This is a genomic window from Spirochaeta thermophila DSM 6192, assembly GCF_000147075.1.
GTDB lineage: Bacteria > Spirochaetota > Spirochaetia > Winmispirales > Winmispiraceae > Winmispira > Winmispira thermophila_A.
The window spans coordinates 477461-493115 of sequence record NC_014484.1 but is presented as its reverse complement, the minus strand read 5'-3'; the positions used below and the strand labels follow the sequence as shown (position 1 = coordinate 493115).

General features: G+C 63.3%; 10 protein-coding genes. 1 reads left to right on the top strand and 9 read right to left on the bottom strand.

Going from position 1 to position 15655, the window contains the following annotated elements; genetic code table 11:
- Window positions 1-324: 324 nt before the first annotated feature.
- The 9 genes from STHERM_RS02005 to STHERM_RS01965 form a co-directional block, all read right to left on the bottom strand.
- Window positions 325-1995 carry an ABC transporter substrate-binding protein gene (locus STHERM_RS02005; protein ID WP_013313217.1) on the bottom strand — a complete coding sequence of 557 codons (1671 nt, stop codon included), beginning with the start codon at window positions 1993-1995 and terminating at the stop codon, window positions 325-327.
- A 48-nt stretch (window positions 1996-2043) separates the two neighbouring features.
- A complete protein-coding gene (locus STHERM_RS02000) occupies window positions 2044-2970 on the bottom strand; it encodes a carbohydrate ABC transporter permease (protein ID WP_013313216.1) in 927 nt (308 codons plus the stop codon).
- A 10-nt stretch (window positions 2971-2980) separates the two neighbouring features.
- Entirely contained in the window at window positions 2981-3937 is a 957-nt protein-coding gene (locus tag STHERM_RS01995; protein ID WP_013313215.1) for an ABC transporter permease, read from the bottom strand.
- Window positions 3938-3973: 36 nt separating this feature from the next.
- Window positions 3974-4891, bottom strand: a complete 918-nt coding sequence (locus STHERM_RS01990) for an AraC family transcriptional regulator (protein ID WP_041623700.1) — start codon at window positions 4889-4891, stop codon at window positions 3974-3976.
- Between the two features lie 26 nt (window positions 4892-4917).
- Window positions 4918-7746 (bottom strand): glycoside hydrolase family 3 protein, encoded by a 2829-nt coding sequence (locus STHERM_RS01985; RefSeq protein WP_071650353.1) that lies wholly within the window; start codon window positions 7744-7746, stop codon window positions 4918-4920.
- Window positions 7747-7998: 252 nt separating this feature from the next.
- Window positions 7999-10269 carry an alpha-xylosidase gene (gene yicI / locus STHERM_RS01980; RefSeq protein ID WP_013313212.1) on the bottom strand — a complete coding sequence of 757 codons (2271 nt, stop codon included), beginning with the start codon at window positions 10267-10269 and terminating at the stop codon, window positions 7999-8001.
- Between the two features lie 126 nt (window positions 10270-10395).
- Window positions 10396-11448, bottom strand: coding sequence for a galactokinase (galK, locus tag STHERM_RS01975; protein WP_013313211.1), 1053 nt, complete (start codon window positions 11446-11448; stop codon window positions 10396-10398).
- The gene (galT, locus tag STHERM_RS01970) at window positions 11426-12400 is read right to left on the bottom strand and encodes a galactose-1-phosphate uridylyltransferase (protein ID WP_013313210.1); all 975 of its coding nucleotides are present in this window, start codon (window positions 12398-12400) and stop codon (window positions 11426-11428) included. The genes galK and galT overlap by 23 nt, the downstream gene beginning before the upstream one ends.
- A 1-nt stretch (window position 12401) precedes the next feature.
- Window positions 12402-14144, bottom strand: a complete 1743-nt coding sequence (locus STHERM_RS01965) for a glycoside hydrolase family 36 protein (RefSeq protein ID WP_013313209.1) — start codon at window positions 14142-14144, stop codon at window positions 12402-12404.
- A gap of 219 nt (window positions 14145-14363) precedes the next feature.
- On the opposite strand from STHERM_RS01965, the gene STHERM_RS01960 reads away from it, so the two are divergent.
- Entirely contained in the window at window positions 14364-15518 is a 1155-nt protein-coding gene (locus tag STHERM_RS01960) for a glycosyl hydrolase 53 family protein (protein WP_013313208.1), read from the top strand.
- The last annotated feature ends 137 nt before the right edge of the window (window positions 15519-15655 follow it).

The following is a 15655-nucleotide window of genomic DNA, read 5'->3' as shown; positions in this document are numbered from 1 at the left end:
AGGTGGCCTTCTACAGACCCGGGAGCCGTTCGAGCTCCCAGTAGACGATCCCCCTCCCGTCGGTGCCCGTGTAGACCCGTCCGTAGACCCGACGGTCACCCGCGATACACATCGTCACTCCACACTACTGGGTATGCCAGCCCCCTGCCCCCTCATAGACACCTCATTCTCGCCGAGATCTCTTCTATTATGAGCCCCCAGGGAGATGTGGTCTTTGCATATGTTGCGGAATATCATGACAAAATTGCGCTGCCCATATACCACGATTCCACAAAAAACCCTGCCGGGTGGAGACCGGCAGGGCAGGAGGTACCGTACCCCGGATCACTCCGGGAAGGTGAAGCCCGGATTCCAGAGCTCTATACGCTCCCTCAGGAGGCGGTTGAACTCCTCGGTGAGTCTGGGCAGACCTGCCTCCTCCATCTCTTTGAGATAGGCGTCCCAGATCTCGTCGAACTTCTCAGGCGGAGCCATGATGGCCTCTGGAATCCTCCTCATCCCTATATCGTCACGCACCCTGTTGTCGATGGCCACCAGATCGGGATCGTCTATCCTGATCATCCACGCAGCCCCATAGGGTTTGGGCGGGAACTCATCCGGACCGGGGAAGAGATCCATCCACATCCTGGCTCCGTAGCCGGCGAGGACCTTCTTCTCCACCTCGGTGTAGTTCTTGATCTGGTCCTCGGGCTCGCTGTCGGGCATGATGTAGTTTCCGGTGGAGTCCTTGATGCGGCCCCACTGCGGGAAGGGATAGCTGTAGTTCCCTATGCCCGTCTTCTTGGAGAAGGCGGGGTCGGTCCGCCGCATCCGGTCGATCTCGGGGAGGAAGACCCGTTTGCCGTTCTCGTCGTACTTCCAGTGCACTCCCTCGATACCCCAGTGGGTGAGTATCTGGGCCTCCTCGGTCGCCATCCAGTCGAGGAACTCGATGGCCCGTGCGGGGTCCTTGCAGTCCACGGTGAGCGCGACGCCCCATCCGCCCGAATACCCAGGCGACTGGTTCACCCTACATACCACATCCTCACTGATGACCACGGGGTACTGCCCGTACATCCGTTCCTCCATCCCCGCCTGTCGCAACGCGGTCACCGGCTCCGAGATCTCCCACGCGGCATCGGCGAGGGCGAGCACCCTCCCCGAGGCGATCTTGGCCTTGTACTGGTCGTACTTCTGGATGAAGCTCTCCCTGTCGAGGAGCCCCTCGTTCCACATGTGGTTGAGCCACCTGAAGTACTCCCGCTCGATCTGTCTGGTGTGGTGGCGCACGGCCTTGAAGGTCTCCTGATCCACGTACCACTCGCCATCATCGGACCCACCGGTGGCGGCCCATGCCGGGTTGGTCACCGAGATGAGGAACCGCCATCCGTCCGCAAGCAAGGTCATGGGGATGGTGGGCTGTCCGTTGATGGTGGGATGCTTCGCATAGTAGGTCTTGATGGCATTCTCGAAATCCTTGAGGGTCTCGAGGCGGGGGAAGCCCAGCTCGAGGACCACGGCGTGCTGGAGCCAGAAGAGTCCGTTGGGCACGATGATCGGGTCATGGACAGGATAGCTTCCCACGTAGTAGATGTGCGGGTCCTCTTTGCTCCACCTGAGGCGATCGTAGAACTGCCCGTACATCTTCTTGAGGTTGGGACCGTACTGATCGATGAGCTCGTCGAGCTGGAGGATGCCCCCCGCATCCTTGAGCAGGTTGAGATCCCCCTTGGCGTAGACCAGATCCGGGTAGTCGCCGCTCGCAGCCATCACCGCGAGCTTCTGTTTCGGATCGCCCACCGCGAACTCGATCTCGAGCGTCACCCCGGTGCGCTTCTTGATCTCCTGGGCCACCGGGCTCTGGAACTCGTCCCAGTTGGGGTTCACCTCTGCGTTGAACATGGTGAACGTGATCGGCGTTTTGGTGCCGACCGTAGTCTCGGCGGCTTTCTCCCCCTGACCCGTGGCGGACAGCACCATGGGGATAAGGAGGAGGAGAGGCAGCAGTCTCTTCATCAGACACCTCCTGGTTAAGGTATACATTCCGCCCGACGGGCGGCTCGCCTACTGTTTCAAGGCCCCAAGGACCAGTCCCCTGGTGAAGTACTTCTGAAGGAAGGGGTACACACAGAGGATGGGCACCGTGGCCACGATGGTCATCGCCATGCGAATGGACTCAGGGGAGACCCTCCGGGCCTGCTCGGTGAGGGCATAGCTGTAGATATCCTGGGCCGAGGCTGCGGCCTGGGATTGGACGTTGGTGAGGATCTTCTGGAGCTCGAACTGGAGGGTGGTGAGGTACTTGTTGGAGCTCGCGTAGAGGTAGGTGTCGAACCACGAGTTCCAGTGCCCCACGGCGATGAAGAGGGCGATGGTGGCGAGCACGGGGAGGCAGAGGGGCATCACCACCCGGGAGAAGATCACGAAGTCGTTGGCCCCATCGATCTTGGCCGACTCCTGGAGCTCGTACGGCAGTCCCTCGATGTACGAGCGCAGGACGATCACGTTGAAGGCGCTGATGAGCCCGGGGAGGATGTACACCAGGAAGTTGTTGATGAGCCCGAGCGATCGGATGAGCATGTAGTCCGGGATGAGCCCCGCGCTTATGTACATGGTCATCACGAAGATCCCGGTGACGAACCTGCGTGCGAAGAAGTCCTTTCGGCTTATCGCATAGGCCACCATCGCGGTGGAGACCAGGCCCGTCACCGTCCCCACTGCGGTCCTCAGCACGGACATCACTGCACCCCTCACCACACTCGGATAGCTGAACAGGTAGGCGTAGTTCTCCAGGGTGAACTTCCGTGGAAAGATGGTGATACCTCCCCGCACCGTGTCCACCGAATCGTTGAGGGATATGGCGAGGACGTTGAGGAAGGGATAGAGGGTTGCGATCCCCAGGAGGATCATGGCCGTATAGTTGAAGGCATTGAAGAGCGTATCACCCAGCTTCGCCCTTCTGTAGTAGTCCTTCACCCCGACTGACCGCATCACGTACCTCCTACAGCACCCGCATGCCTGTGGTCTTCTTGCTCAAGCGATTCACCGTGAAGAGGAGGATGAGGCTCACCACCGACTTGAAGATCCCCGCGGCCGTGCCCAGGGCGTACCTCCCGCTCCCTATCCCGTAGTCGAGCACATACAGGTCGAGGACGTCCGCATACTCCTTGGTGAGGGGGGTCCTCAGGAGGAACTGCTTCTCGAAACCGATGTTGATGAGGTTCCCGATACTCATGATGAGTATCACGATCACCGTGGGCATGATCCCCGGGAGGGTGATGTGCCACATCTTCCTGAACCTCCCTGCCCCGTCCATGGTGGCCGCCTCGTAGAGCTCAGGGTCGATCCCGGCGATCGCCGCGAGGAAGATGATGGAGTTCCACCCTATCTCCTTCCAGACATCGGCGAAGGTCACCACCCACCAGAAATAGTGAGGCTTCGTGAGGAAGGGGACCGGCTCCTTCACCACCCCCAGGGAGAGGAGAAACTCGTTGAGGGGCCCCGAAGGACCGAGCATCTGGAAGACGAGACTCGCCACGATCACCCAGGAGAGGAAGTGCGGCAGGTAGGTAATGGTCTGGATCACCCGCTTGAAGAGCATGTGCCGTATCTCGTTGAGGAAGAGGGCGAGCACGATAGGGAGGGTGAAGCCAAAGGCGAGGCCCAGGAGGCTCATGGCGAGGGTGTTCCTCATCACCTCCCAGAACTTGGGATCCTCGAAGAGGATGATGAAGTACTTGAGTCCCACCCACTTCTGCTGGAAGAAGGGGAGTCCCGGTTTGTAGTCCTGAAAGGCCATGGTCCAGCCCCAGAGGGGCAGGTACCTGAAGACAATCACCCAGAGCACGAAGGGGAACGACATGAGGATGAGGTACCGCTGGTTGACCACCGTGGCCCACCAGGAGGTGTGCTTTTTAAGGGACGAAGTCTTGACGAGGTGCGCTCCATTCGCAGGCATCACTCATCTCCTTTCATGGGGTCTCGCTCCGTGCCCTCACCTTCCGCCGGTCTTCACCCCCCGTGGTGCATAGGCCCGCCGGTACTGGGCCGGGGTGAGGCCCGTGAACCTGTGGAAGAGCCGGATGAAGTAGCTCATATCGTTGAAACCGCACTCGTAGGCCACGTTGAGGACCTTCTCGTCGGTTTCGATGAGCATGGCCATGGCCTTGTGAACCCGGTAACGGTTGATGAACTCCACCGGGGTCCTTCCCGTGAGGCGTTTGAACTCCCTGATGAAGTGGTACTTGCTGAGGTAGACCAGCCTCGCCAGGTCATCCACTGAGAGGTTCTCCTGGTAGTGTTCCTTGATGTACTCGAGCGCGGGGAGGATCTTCTCCACCGCATAGACATCGCCCGCCACTTCGGACTTCTGGACCACCCCGTGCGAAAAGATGAGGGAGAAGACCTTGAACAGGGCGCCCTTGATACCCAGCTCGTACCCCGGTCCCTTGTGGTCTGCGAGATCCACCACCTCCATGAGCTCATGGAGGATGGCCTTTCCCCAGAGGGTCTTGCGCGAGATCACCCCGGGGAAGGAGAGGAGCCGCTTCTTGATGCCCGTGAAGTACCGCTTGTGGCACACGTCCTGGACCTCTCCCTCCAGGAGGTCGAGATGGAAGACCAGGGCGATGAAGTGAAAGGGCTGGTGGTCGAGCGATTCGGCGGCGTGAAAGGTCCTGGGAGGGATGAAGAGGGCCTCTCCCTCGCCTACCTCCACGAACTCACCGTCCCTGAGCACCCTGGCGTTGCCCCGCACCACCAGGAGGAACTCCATCTCCTCGTGCCAGTGGGGGTCTATGGTGTAGCGGCTGAAGTAGGGATACCGCAGGTAGTTGTCATAGAGGGCGAAGGGAAAGTCGTCGGTCCCGTGCTTGCGGTCTTCCTTGTCCTCAGGGTGAAGGATCGGTTCCATGCGTATACCCCTCTCGTCTCTCGTCCTCAGGTGAAGAGGATCCATAGGATCTCGGCCTCCCCTCTCCAGGAGATGGAGAGATCATGTCTGCCCGGCGCGAGGGAGCACTCCAGGGAGACTTCCTTCCATTCGCCGCCGGTGAAAGGAAGGGCCTTCGGGAAGCGCACCTCGTGTGAGCCCCAGCGCACCACGAGGTCGGTGGTCTCCGCACCGTTGCGCACGAGGACGTGGAGCTCGTGGACGTCCCCACTGCACTCGAGGACCCCGCACCGCACGAGGGCCCGGCCCCCTCCCCGGGGCCGGAGAGCAGGATGGAGGCCCTCCCCTTCCACATAGGCGCACCCCTCCACGTCCTCACCCCCGGCCACCGGGATGCGCCGGCCCGGGGTCCAGTGAGGGAGGGGGGGTGCCTCGAGGGTGATCACCTCTTCCAGGTGGATGTGACGCGAAGAGGAGCCCACCTGGATCCGCCACCTCCCGGGAAGGGGGAGACGGGCCTCGGCCACGGGATGCCAGAAGGAGAAGTCCTCCGCCGTAAGACGCCAGGAGATCTCCTTCTCCTCTCGTGGGGCAAAGTGGCATCGATCGAACCGGACGAGTACCTTTTTGGGAGAGAACGGCCCCTCAGGGGGGACGAGGTAGCACTGCACCACCTCGTCGGAGGCCACGGGCCCCACGTTCCTCACCCTGAAGGAAACCTCAACCCCGGTCTCGGGGGTGGCCCGGAGGGGCGCGCACCTCATGCCTGTGTACTCGAACGTGGTATAGGAGAGGCCGTAGCCGAAGGGGTAGAGCACGTCCTCCTCCCGGGCATACCAGTAGGACTTTCGGCCTTTGTGGATCTGGTAGTCGAATATGCTCGAGAGCACGGAAGAGGAACGATACCAGGTGAGGCTGAGCCTCCCGGCAGGAGAGACCTCGCCGAGGAGCACATCGACGAGGGCCTGCCCCATCTCCTGTCCGCCGTGGGAGGAGTAGAGGAGAGCCGGGAGGTGCGCATCCTCCCAAGGAACGGCGAACGGGTAGCTCCCGATGAGCACGAGCACGGTACGGGGGTTCGCCTCGAAGGCCGTACGGACCAGCCGGTGCTGGAGTGGGGGGAGGGCGAGATCGGGCCGGTCCACCGTCTCCTTCCCGTTGATGAAGGGATTGTTCCCCATGAAGGCAAGGACCACGTCGGCCGCTTCGGCACACGCCCGCACCTGCTCCTCTCCAGAACGTATCGGCTCGAGCTCGAAGAGCTCCCGCATGGATTCGGCCCGGTCGGAGAGGTGGACTCCACCCTGTGCATCACAGGAGAGGTACTTCCCGTGCCAGGTACGGAGGGCACAGAGACCTCCCCACCGCTCTTCCAGGGTGAAGACCTCCTGGACGAACCAGCCCCTCACCTGCCGGGCCGTGGCCGAGAGGCCGGTTCCCTCGGGGGCACACGTGAGGTACCGGCCCGACCGCACAGAGCGGAAGATGTGGCTTCCCCATCCCCAGTCGAGCCAGTCCCAGAGGCTCTCGGTACCCGGGGCCTGACCCGGACAGGTGAGGAAGAGGTTCCCCTCCTCGTCCGCGGCAAGGTACCCCCCGTAGGCTGCGGAGCGGAGCCGCACCCTGGAGGAGCCTTCCTCGTACCACACCTCCACCCCGGGGAGCCGCTCCTTGAGGGCCTGGAGCGGGGTCACCACGTAGGGGAGGGTGCCGCTGTACCAGTCGGTGTGTACCTCGTCGGCGAGGGGGCCCACCACCGCCACCCTCCGGAGAGAGGAGGCACTCAGGGGGAGGATGCCCTCGTTCTTGAGGAGGACCACGCTCTTCCGGGCCGCCTCCCGCGCGAGGCGGGTGTGGGAAGGGGCACACAAGGCCTCCCTCGTGATCCCGGCATAGGGATTCCGCTCCGGTGGATCGAACTCGCCGAGCCTGAACCGTATCCGGAAGATGTTCCGGAGCGCGGCATCGAGGTCTTTTTCCTCGAGGAGCCCCCGCTCCAGGGCGCGCCGAAGGGACTCGATCACGAGGGTGCGGTCATCCTCGGTAAGGGCATCCACCCCGGCGCGAAGCGTGGCGGCGATGGATTCGGCGTGATCCTCGAAATAGGCGTGCATACCCACGGTCATCCCGAAGTCGGCGGCATCGGTCACCACGAACCCCGGCAGGCCCCACCGCTCCTTCACGAGCTCCCTCACCGCAGGATGCAGGAGACAGGGGGTACCGTTCACCGCATTGTAGGCGGTCATGATACAGGTGACCCGGGCCCTCTCGATGATCCGCCTGAAGACCTCGAGGTAGTAGTTGTGCATGAGCCAGGGATGGATCTCCGAAGAGGAGATGCCCCTGTCGGTCTCGTTGTTGTTCGCGAAGAAGTGCTTGAGGGTGGCCCCCATCCTGAGGTAGAAGGGGTGATCGCCCTGCATCCCCCTCACCAGGCTTCCCGCGAGCTCCGAGGCAAGGCAGGGGTCCTCGCCGTAGGCCTCCTCGGTCCTTCCCCACCGGGGATCCCTCACCAGGTCCACGGTGGGGGCCCAGAGGGTAAGGCCGAACTCGGTCCCCAGGATATCCCTGTAGGCCCTTGCCTCCACCCCTATCACCTCACCGACCCGACGGAGGAGGTCCTTGTCCCAGGTACACGAGAGCCCCACCGGCTGGGGAAACACCGTGGCCTCCCCCACCCACGCCACCCCGTGCGCCGCCTCCCCACCTATGGGGTAGGGATCGATCCCCAACCGCGGCACACCGGCCTGCCTCACAGGGATGAGGGAGAGCTTCTCCTCCAGGGTGAGTCTCGAGATGAGGTCCGAGACCCGCTCCTCGAGGGGGAGGTCTGGATCCCTGAATCGTTCCCTTGTGGGAGACACCTCTCTGCTCACAGACACCTCACCAATCGCATCCTGTGACACGATTGTACCACCCGCCCGGAACCCTGGCTAGGAAGATATTGGCTAAAAGTTGGACGATATTGCTCTCATCGCCACCCGCTGTAACTATGAAGGGGACGGCCACGCCGTCCCCTTCACTCCCCTTACGGCCCTTCGTCGTTCAAGGAAGGATCCAGCCGCAGAACGGACCCCTCGAAGCACCGGGCGACCCCGGCCCCCACCCGGCCGCCCTACGTGGGAGGCTCACCCCATCCTCACCTCTCCCTCCTCCGAGAGGCCGCACTCCATCCTCCCCTCCCCCTCTCCCCCGTGGACCACCAGCCTCGACTCCGAGAACCCCTCACAGGCGAAGATCACCCTGTCCCCTCTCCTCTCGAGCGAGAGAGAGGCGGCCGGCTCTCCCCGCGCATCCACCTGACTCCAGAGGATGCGTCCCTCCCGAGGGAGGAAGGCCTCGCAGACCACCCCCCTGGTGTAGTCGTAGACCGCCGCATCCTCCTTTCCCAGCACCAGGACCGAGCCCTCCCGCTGGAAGAGGGGGAGCGAGAAGTAGTCGTACCGGCGCGCGAACCACCCAGGCCCCTCAAGCACCTCCCCGTCGAGGAGGTGTCTCCACAGCCCCGGCGGGAGGTAGAAGGCCACCTCCCCCTCCTCACCGAAGACCGGCGCCACGAGGAGGGCAGGACCGAGGAGGTACTCCCTATCCACATAGCGGCACCCTGGATCTTCGGGGAACTCGAGGATGAGGGGGCGCATCACAGGCACGCCCCTCCGGTGGGCCTCCACCGCCACGGTGTACAGATAGGGCATGAGCCGGTGTTTGAGTGCGGTAAAGAACCGCAGGACCTCCACTGCCTCCTCGTCGAAGAGCCACGGCACCCTGTAGGACTCGTTCCCATGAAGCCTGCTGTGCGAGGAGAGCAGGCCAAAGGCCACCCACCGCTTGTAGAGGTCGGGCGTGGCGGTCTTCTCGAACCCTCCTATGTCGTGGCTCCAGAACCCGAAGCCCGAGAGCATGAGGGAGAGCCCGCCCCTCAAGCTCTCCGCCATCGACTCGTACGTCGAGACGCAGTCGCCCCCCCAGTGGACCGGGAACTGCTGCCCCCCTGCAGTGGCCGCACGGGCAAAGCACACCGCCTCCCCCCTCCCCCTCTTCCTCTCCAGGACCTCGAACACCGTCCGGTTGTAGAGGAACGAATAGTAGTTGTGCATCCTCATTGGATCCGAACCGTCGTAGTAGATCACGTCCACAGGGATGCGTTCCCCGAAATCGGTCTTGAAGGAGTCCACCCCCATCTCCAGGAGGCGTTCGAGCTTCGAGGCGAACCACCTCCGCGCCTCGGGGTTGGTGAAATCCACGATCGCCATACCCGCCTGCCAGTCATCGGTCTGCCACACCGTGCCATCAGGCCGCCTGAGGAAGAAGCCCCTCTCCATCCCCTCCATGAAGATCTCGGACTGCTGGGCGATGTAGGGATTGATCCACACGCACGAGCGCACCCCCTGCTCCTTGAGCCAGGCGAGGAGACCCTCAGGATCGGGGAAGCGCTCCCTGTCCCAGAGAAAGTTGGTCCAGTGGAGCCCCTTCATCCAGAAACAGTCGAAGTGGAACACGCTCAAGGGGATCCCCCGCTCCTTCATCTCGGTGACAAAGCTCCGCACCGTCGTCTCGTCGTAGTCGGTGATGAAGGAGGTGGTGAGCCACAGGCCGAACGACCATGCGGGAGGGAGGGCCGGCTTTCCCGTGAGATCGGTGTACTTCTCGAGGACCTCCATGGGGTGCGGTCCGTATATGATGAAGTACTCCAGCCGCTCCCCCGGCACGCTGAACTGCACCCTGGAAACCTTCTCCGAACCCACCTCGAACGAGACCGGCCCTGCATCGTTCACGAACACCCCATAGCCTCTCGAACTCAGATAGAAGGGCACGTTCTTGTAGGCGAGCTCACTGCTCGTCCCCCCGTCGCCGTTCCATATCTCCACCACCTGGCCGTTCTTGACGAACGGGGTGAAGCGCTCGCCAAGACCATAGATCAACTCCTCCACACCGAGCCGGAGCTGCTCATGGAGGAAGGCCTCCCCTTCCGCGGTGCGCACATACCCCAGGTTCTTCTCCTTCGAGTCCGTGAGGAGTCTCCCGTCTCCCAGGAACTCGAGTCCCCACCGGCTCGTGGAGATGCGGGCCGCGAGACGCCCGGAAGAGACCAGCAGGGCCTCCTCACCCTCCTCCACCCGAAGGGGAAGGGGGCTCCTCCTCTCCAGGAGGAGGAGATCGGGGGCCTTGGGCACCCCTCCCAGGTGATGTACCACCTCCACGCCCAGGACGTCCTCCCTCGGCGACCAGATTCGCACGGTGAGGAGCGGCACGTTGAGCGTATCACCCCTGTGCCTCACCCTGGTACAGAGGACATGGGCCTTCACCTCGCGCTCGCTTCGGATCACCTCCCACACCGTGTGGGGAAAAAAGGGGACGACGCCCTTCCGCATCCGCCAATACCCGTCGGTGAACTTCATCACGCCTCCTGAAGAGATCTGTCGAAACGAAAAAGACGCCGACGGGTATGAGTATACACCTATCCGGGAAACCCTTCTTGGCGGATCTTGTGATGGACTTGGACAAAATTGCTCTCGAGAGCGCCCCTACCCCACCCTCCCCACCCCATCCGCGCTCCTCACCCGCAGCACCCCCGCCTCCGCCCCCCACCACGCCCCGTACTCCCCCAGCACCCCCTCCAACCCCTCCGCCACCCCCTCCCGTGCCACCACCAGCACCGAACCCCCGAACCCCCCACCCACCATCCGCGCCCCGTACACCCCCTCCACGCGCCCCAGCCGCTCCACCAACCAGTCGATCTCCTCGCACGAGACCTCGTAGTCGTCCCGGAGACTCGCGTGCGAGGCAGAGAGCAACCTCCCCACCTCCGCCGCATCCCCCCGCTCGAGGGCCTCCACCGTGCGCAGCACCCGCTCGTTCTCCGAGAGCACGTGACGCGCCCTCCTGCGAAGCGGCTCCGGCAGCCCCTCCACCTCCTCCGGCCGCACCTCCCTGAAGCTCCCCTTCCCCAGCCGCTCCAGCACCGCCGCACACTCCGCGCGCCTCGTATTGTAGCCCGAGGAGGCCAGCTCGTGCTTCACCCCCGAGTTCACCAGGAAGAACTCCGCCCCCTCAAGGGAGATCGGCACCAACCTGAACTCCCGCGTCCTCGTATCGAGGAGCAACGCATGCCCCTCCCGCCCATGCGCCACCACGAACTGATCCATGATCCCGCACCGCATCCCCACGAACTCGTTCTCCGCCTCCCACGCCGCCTCCACCAGGAGATCCCTGTCCGGATCGTACCCGCTCGATGCACACACCGCCGCCCCGGTTGCCACCTCCAGCGCCGCCGAACTCGAGAGCCCCGCACCATCCGGAAGCGTGGCCCGCACCAGGACCCGGGCGGGCCTGAGCGACAGGCCCCGCCGCTCCAGGGCCCACACCACCCCCGCCACATAGTCCGACCAGTCGCCCCTCCGCTCGCTCGGAGAGAAGACCACCTCCTCCCCTGTCCGCTCCGACCACACCACCCACCGATCCGACGGCTCCACCTCCACCTCGATCCACCGATCGATCGCAAACGGCAACACGAACCCATCGTTGTAGTCGGTGTGCTCGCCTATGATATTCACCCTACCGGGCGCCCTGAACCTCATCCTCAACCTCCTTCACACATGCTGCAAGTCGTGCGGCCGCCTCCTCAGGCGGCACGGGATTGATGAACGCCCCTGTCCCGGTCTCCACACTCGCCATCCACTTGAGCTTGTCCTTGTCCCGCTTGGGAGGATCGAACTCCACGTGGAAGTGAAAGAAGGGAGAAGCCACCCTCAGGGGCGCCGGGAAGAACATCATCATGTAGGGAAACGGCTCGCCGAAGAGCCGATCGTAGGCCGCGGTCACGGTCTTGAGCATCCACGCGAACTCGGCCCGCTCCTCGAACGAGAAGTACATGAGGTTGTCCACATGCCGCACGGGATAGATGTGCACCTCATAGGGGAACCGCGCGTAGAACGGCACCAGGGCCACGAAGTGCCGCCCCTCGAGGATCACCCGCTCGCCCCGGGCCCGTTCCTCCTCGAGCACCGCGCACACCGGACACCGTCCGTGCTCCTCGCCGAAGGCCGCCGCCGCCTCCACCTTGGCCTTCACCCTGGGAGGCAGAAAGGGAAAGGCATAGATCTGGCCATGCGGATGAGGGAGCGAGGCCCCCACCTCCTTCCCCCTGTTCTCGAAGATGAACACATACTCCACGAACGACAACGACGAGAGCTCCCTCATCCGATCACACCACATGTGCACCAGCTTCTCCACCTGGGCGATCTCCATGTCGGGGAGCGCACCCTCGTGTCGGGAGGTGTACACCACCACCTCACACACCCCCCTCGCCGCCGCCCGCCTCAACACCGGCGAGAGATCCTCCACCTCTTCGGCCTCACGCGAGAGCGAAGGGAAGCGATTCTCGAAACTCACCAGATCGTAGTCGCCCGGAAGCTCGAGCCCGCCCGGACAGATGGGACACTCAGACTGACCCGGCTGCACCGGCCTGCGCTGCGTGGCCCCCGAGACGATCACCCACTCACCGGTGAGCACGTTGTAGCGAAGTTCCATCCTACTCCTCCCTGTGGTAGTACGTGAACCTCCGACCCTCCCGAAGCTCCACCCTGCGGGAAAGCCCGAGACCCTGCTCCTCCTTCTCCAGCACCACACCGTGAGGCGCCACTCCTCCTGCCTCCTCCTCCCCCAGGTTCACCACGAGGCGCACCCTCCCGCTCCTCGTCCCCTCCGAGACCACCTCGTAGCAGCCCCCTCCGAGGTCCCCCACCCTCGGCCGCCCCCCCGTGAGGGAGAGGGCCTCATCGAGGAGTCCCCTCCCCGCCGCATCCACCAGAGAGAGGTCGTCACTCACCACGAGCATCCCGTCGAGGGCCCCCGCGGTGAGGGCGAAGGTCCGCCGCTCCTCCTCGGTGAGCGAGATCCGGTCCTTCCTCAGGAGGAGACAGTCGGGATCGTTGAGCCAGAAGCGACGGTGCATGAATGAGCGGTAGAGCGCATTCCGGAGGGCATACTGGATAGCAGGAGCGCCGTTGTCAGGCACGGCCGGATCCCAGAAGGGGGTGGTGTCCGGACCGATCCGCATCCCATCCACCAACCCTACAGAGGGGAGGAGTGGGGCACCACATCCGAGGATGAAGGCATCCCCTACCGCAGCACGGATAGTCTCGAGCCCCATCCGATAGGCCTCCACCGGGCTTACGGCCATCACCCGCTCCCCCGGCACCGCCCCCGCGAAGAGAAAGTCTATCTTGAAGTACCCGTACCCCGCAGCCCTGAGCGAGGAGAAGACCCTCGAGAGATGCGCCTGCACCTCAGGATTCGAGAGGTCGAGGGCATGGATGTCCTTGCCCCAGTTCCTGAAGGCCACGAGCGGCACCCCCCCTTCCTTCACGAACCACTCGGGATGCTCTCTGAACAGACGCGAGGTCGCAGAGGCGCAGAACGGCGCGGTCCAGATCCCGGGGGTGAAGCCGGCCTCCCGTATGGTGCGGGCCATCTCCTCCACCGGAGGAAACCCCTCCTTCGGCTCGAGCCAGTCACCGATATCCGCCTCGTAGGCATCGTCCACCTGGAACACCTCGAACGGCCACTCCTTCGCGAGGGCGAGGTTCTTCCGAACATCATCCCAGGTGAGGTCGAGGAAGTAATGGTACCAGCTGCACCACCCGAGAGGCGAGTGCGCAGGCACCCGCGCCCGATTCTCCCTCCCCGCCATGGTCGCGTACACCTCGAGGAGGTCCCAGATCTCCCCACCCTCCAGCACCACGAGGGGCTCCAGGGGTACGGGCCCATCGAAGACCCGATCGAAGAACTCCAGGTAGCCCACCAGTTCCTCCCCCTCCACGGTGAAGAACCCGTGAGCATACCGGGAGGTGAGAAACCCCGCGAGCCCTCCCTCCCATGCGGCCAGGTAGTCGCTCACCACGCCCTCCCGCATCAGCTCGGGCACGAGCGAGACGGTGTAGCGCCAGTCCTCGTACTGCCGCTCGCCCCAGGGGAACCGCCACCCCTCATCCACCCGAGGGCACGCCCCCCACGACTCCCACGACTGGAGCAGGAGGGGGAACCGGAGCGGCAGACGCACCACCTCGAGCCGGCCCGGCCTCCCCTCCACGGTCCCGCGCACCACCCAGCCGAGGGGCATGCGTTCCACCTGGAACGAGAGAGAACCTCCTTCGAAGGAATGGACGAAACGCCCTTCCTGCACGTGCAGTCCACACAGCCTCACCTGTTCCTCCTTGGTACGGATCCCCTCCTTTATCGCACCCACGGCCTCATCTGTCAAGTTTCCCCGCATCTCATCCCGTGAGTACGTCTACCTATTGAAGAAATTATGACTCCCCGGGTGCGGGCAATATAAGAGCTTTGCTATGTTTCGGTAAGAATTCCTCCATTTTCGAGGTTTCGCTACTTTTTTCAATTTTCGAACATTTACCGCATCCCTTCCCACCCCCTATCTTTGGAGTACAACCTGCGCGGTGCGCAGAGTATACACCTCACTACTATGGAGGTCGCTATGCGACACAAGCGATTTTCCCACTTGTGGCTCCTCCTCGGAGCGACCCTTCTCACACTCCTCCTCGGAGGGTGCAAAGGAGAGATTTTCGGCTCACCCACCGATGCGGCCGACGAGCTGGAGGCGAGAGCGGGAAATTCCCTCCAGATCGGTGTAGACCTCTCCGAGGCCCTCTACGCCCAGGAGCACGGTGTCCAGTACAGGGACACCAACGGCCAAGTGAAGGACGTCTTCCAGATCTTCAAGGATCACGGCTACACCTGGGTCCGCGTCCGCGTCAACGTCGATCCCCCCGACAACCCCAACTACGCCATGTTCACCGACCTCGCCTATGCAAAGCAGCTCGGCGCCATCGCCAAGAGCAAGGGCTTCAAGCTCCTCGTCGACTTCCACTACTCCCACTGGTGGGCAGACCCGGGTAACCAGTGGACACCATCTGCCTGGCAGACGAACAACATCAACACCCTCTGCACCTATGTGTACAACTGGACCAAGGACGCCATCACCCAGCTCAGGAACGCCGGGGCCGCACCCGACATGGTCCAGATCGGCAACGAGATCACCAACGGCCTGCTGTGGGACCTCGGCGGGCCCTATCGGTCCGGCGGTTCATGGCGGAACATGGCGTGGCTCATCAACTCCGGCATCAACGGGGTGAAAGACGCGGGAAGCAGCGCGAAGATCATGATCCACCTCGATTCCGGCGGGAGCCGATCCACCACCCAGAACTGGATCACCAACTTCCGGAACAACGACGGTCAGTGGTGGGACGTAGACGCCTTCGGACTCTCCTACTACACCATGTGGCAGGGCTCGCTCGGCGACCTCTCGAACAACCTCTCCTACCTCAACACGCTCGGCAAGGAGATCTACATCGTGGAGACCGCCTACTACTGGGACACCAATGAAAAGGGCTACTCAGGGAGCCAGGTTCCCTATCCCCAGACTCCACAGGGCCAGTACCAGTTCCTCCAGGCCCTCAAGAACACGGTCTCCGCATACTCCAACGTCAAGGGCGTCTTCTACTGGGGAGCCGCATGGGCCCAGTCCTGGAAGTGGCTCAGCGCCCCCGGCTGGCCCGACGACGACGCCTCCCGAAGGTCCCTCTTCGACGATAACGCCGTGGCCACCATGGGCATCGACGGCCTGTTCTGAACCTCCCTCCGGGGCGGGGCGTGTGCGCTCCGCCCCTCTCCTTCCTCCGTTTCTCTCCATAAGTCCATGTTGATTTTTTTCTCGATTTATTCTACACCTGAACAATCCAGCCGACACTCACAAGCCCTGGAGGTGAC

What these genes read in the sequence shown, in the direction of transcription:
- STHERM_RS02005 (WP_013313217.1), bottom strand. Translation starts at nt 1,995, where the DNA reads ATGAAGAGACTGCTGCCTCTCCTCCTCCTTATCCCCATGGTGCTGTCC.
- STHERM_RS02000 (WP_013313216.1), bottom strand. Translation starts at nt 2,970, where the DNA reads ATGCGGTCAGTCGGGGTGAAGGACTACTACAGAAGGGCGAAGCTGGGT.
- STHERM_RS01995 (WP_013313215.1), bottom strand. Translation starts at nt 3,937, where the DNA reads ATGCCTGCGAATGGAGCGCACCTCGTCAAGACTTCGTCCCTTAAAAAG.
- STHERM_RS01990 (WP_041623700.1), bottom strand. Translation starts at nt 4,891, where the DNA reads ATGGAACCGATCCTTCACCCTGAGGACAAGGAAGACCGCAAGCACGGG.
- yicI (WP_013313212.1), bottom strand. Translation starts at nt 10,269, where the DNA reads ATGAAGTTCACCGACGGGTATTGGCGGATGCGGAAGGGCGTCGTCCCC.
- galK (WP_013313211.1), bottom strand. Translation starts at nt 11,448, where the DNA reads ATGAGGTTCAGGGCGCCCGGTAGGGTGAATATCATAGGCGAGCACACC.
- galT (WP_013313210.1), bottom strand. Translation starts at nt 12,400, where the DNA reads ATGGAACTTCGCTACAACGTGCTCACCGGTGAGTGGGTGATCGTCTCG.
- STHERM_RS01965 (WP_013313209.1), bottom strand. Translation starts at nt 14,144, where the DNA reads ATGCGGGGAAACTTGACAGATGAGGCCGTGGGTGCGATAAAGGAGGGG.
- STHERM_RS01960 (WP_013313208.1), top strand. Translation starts at nt 14,364, where the DNA reads ATGCGACACAAGCGATTTTCCCACTTGTGGCTCCTCCTCGGAGCGACC.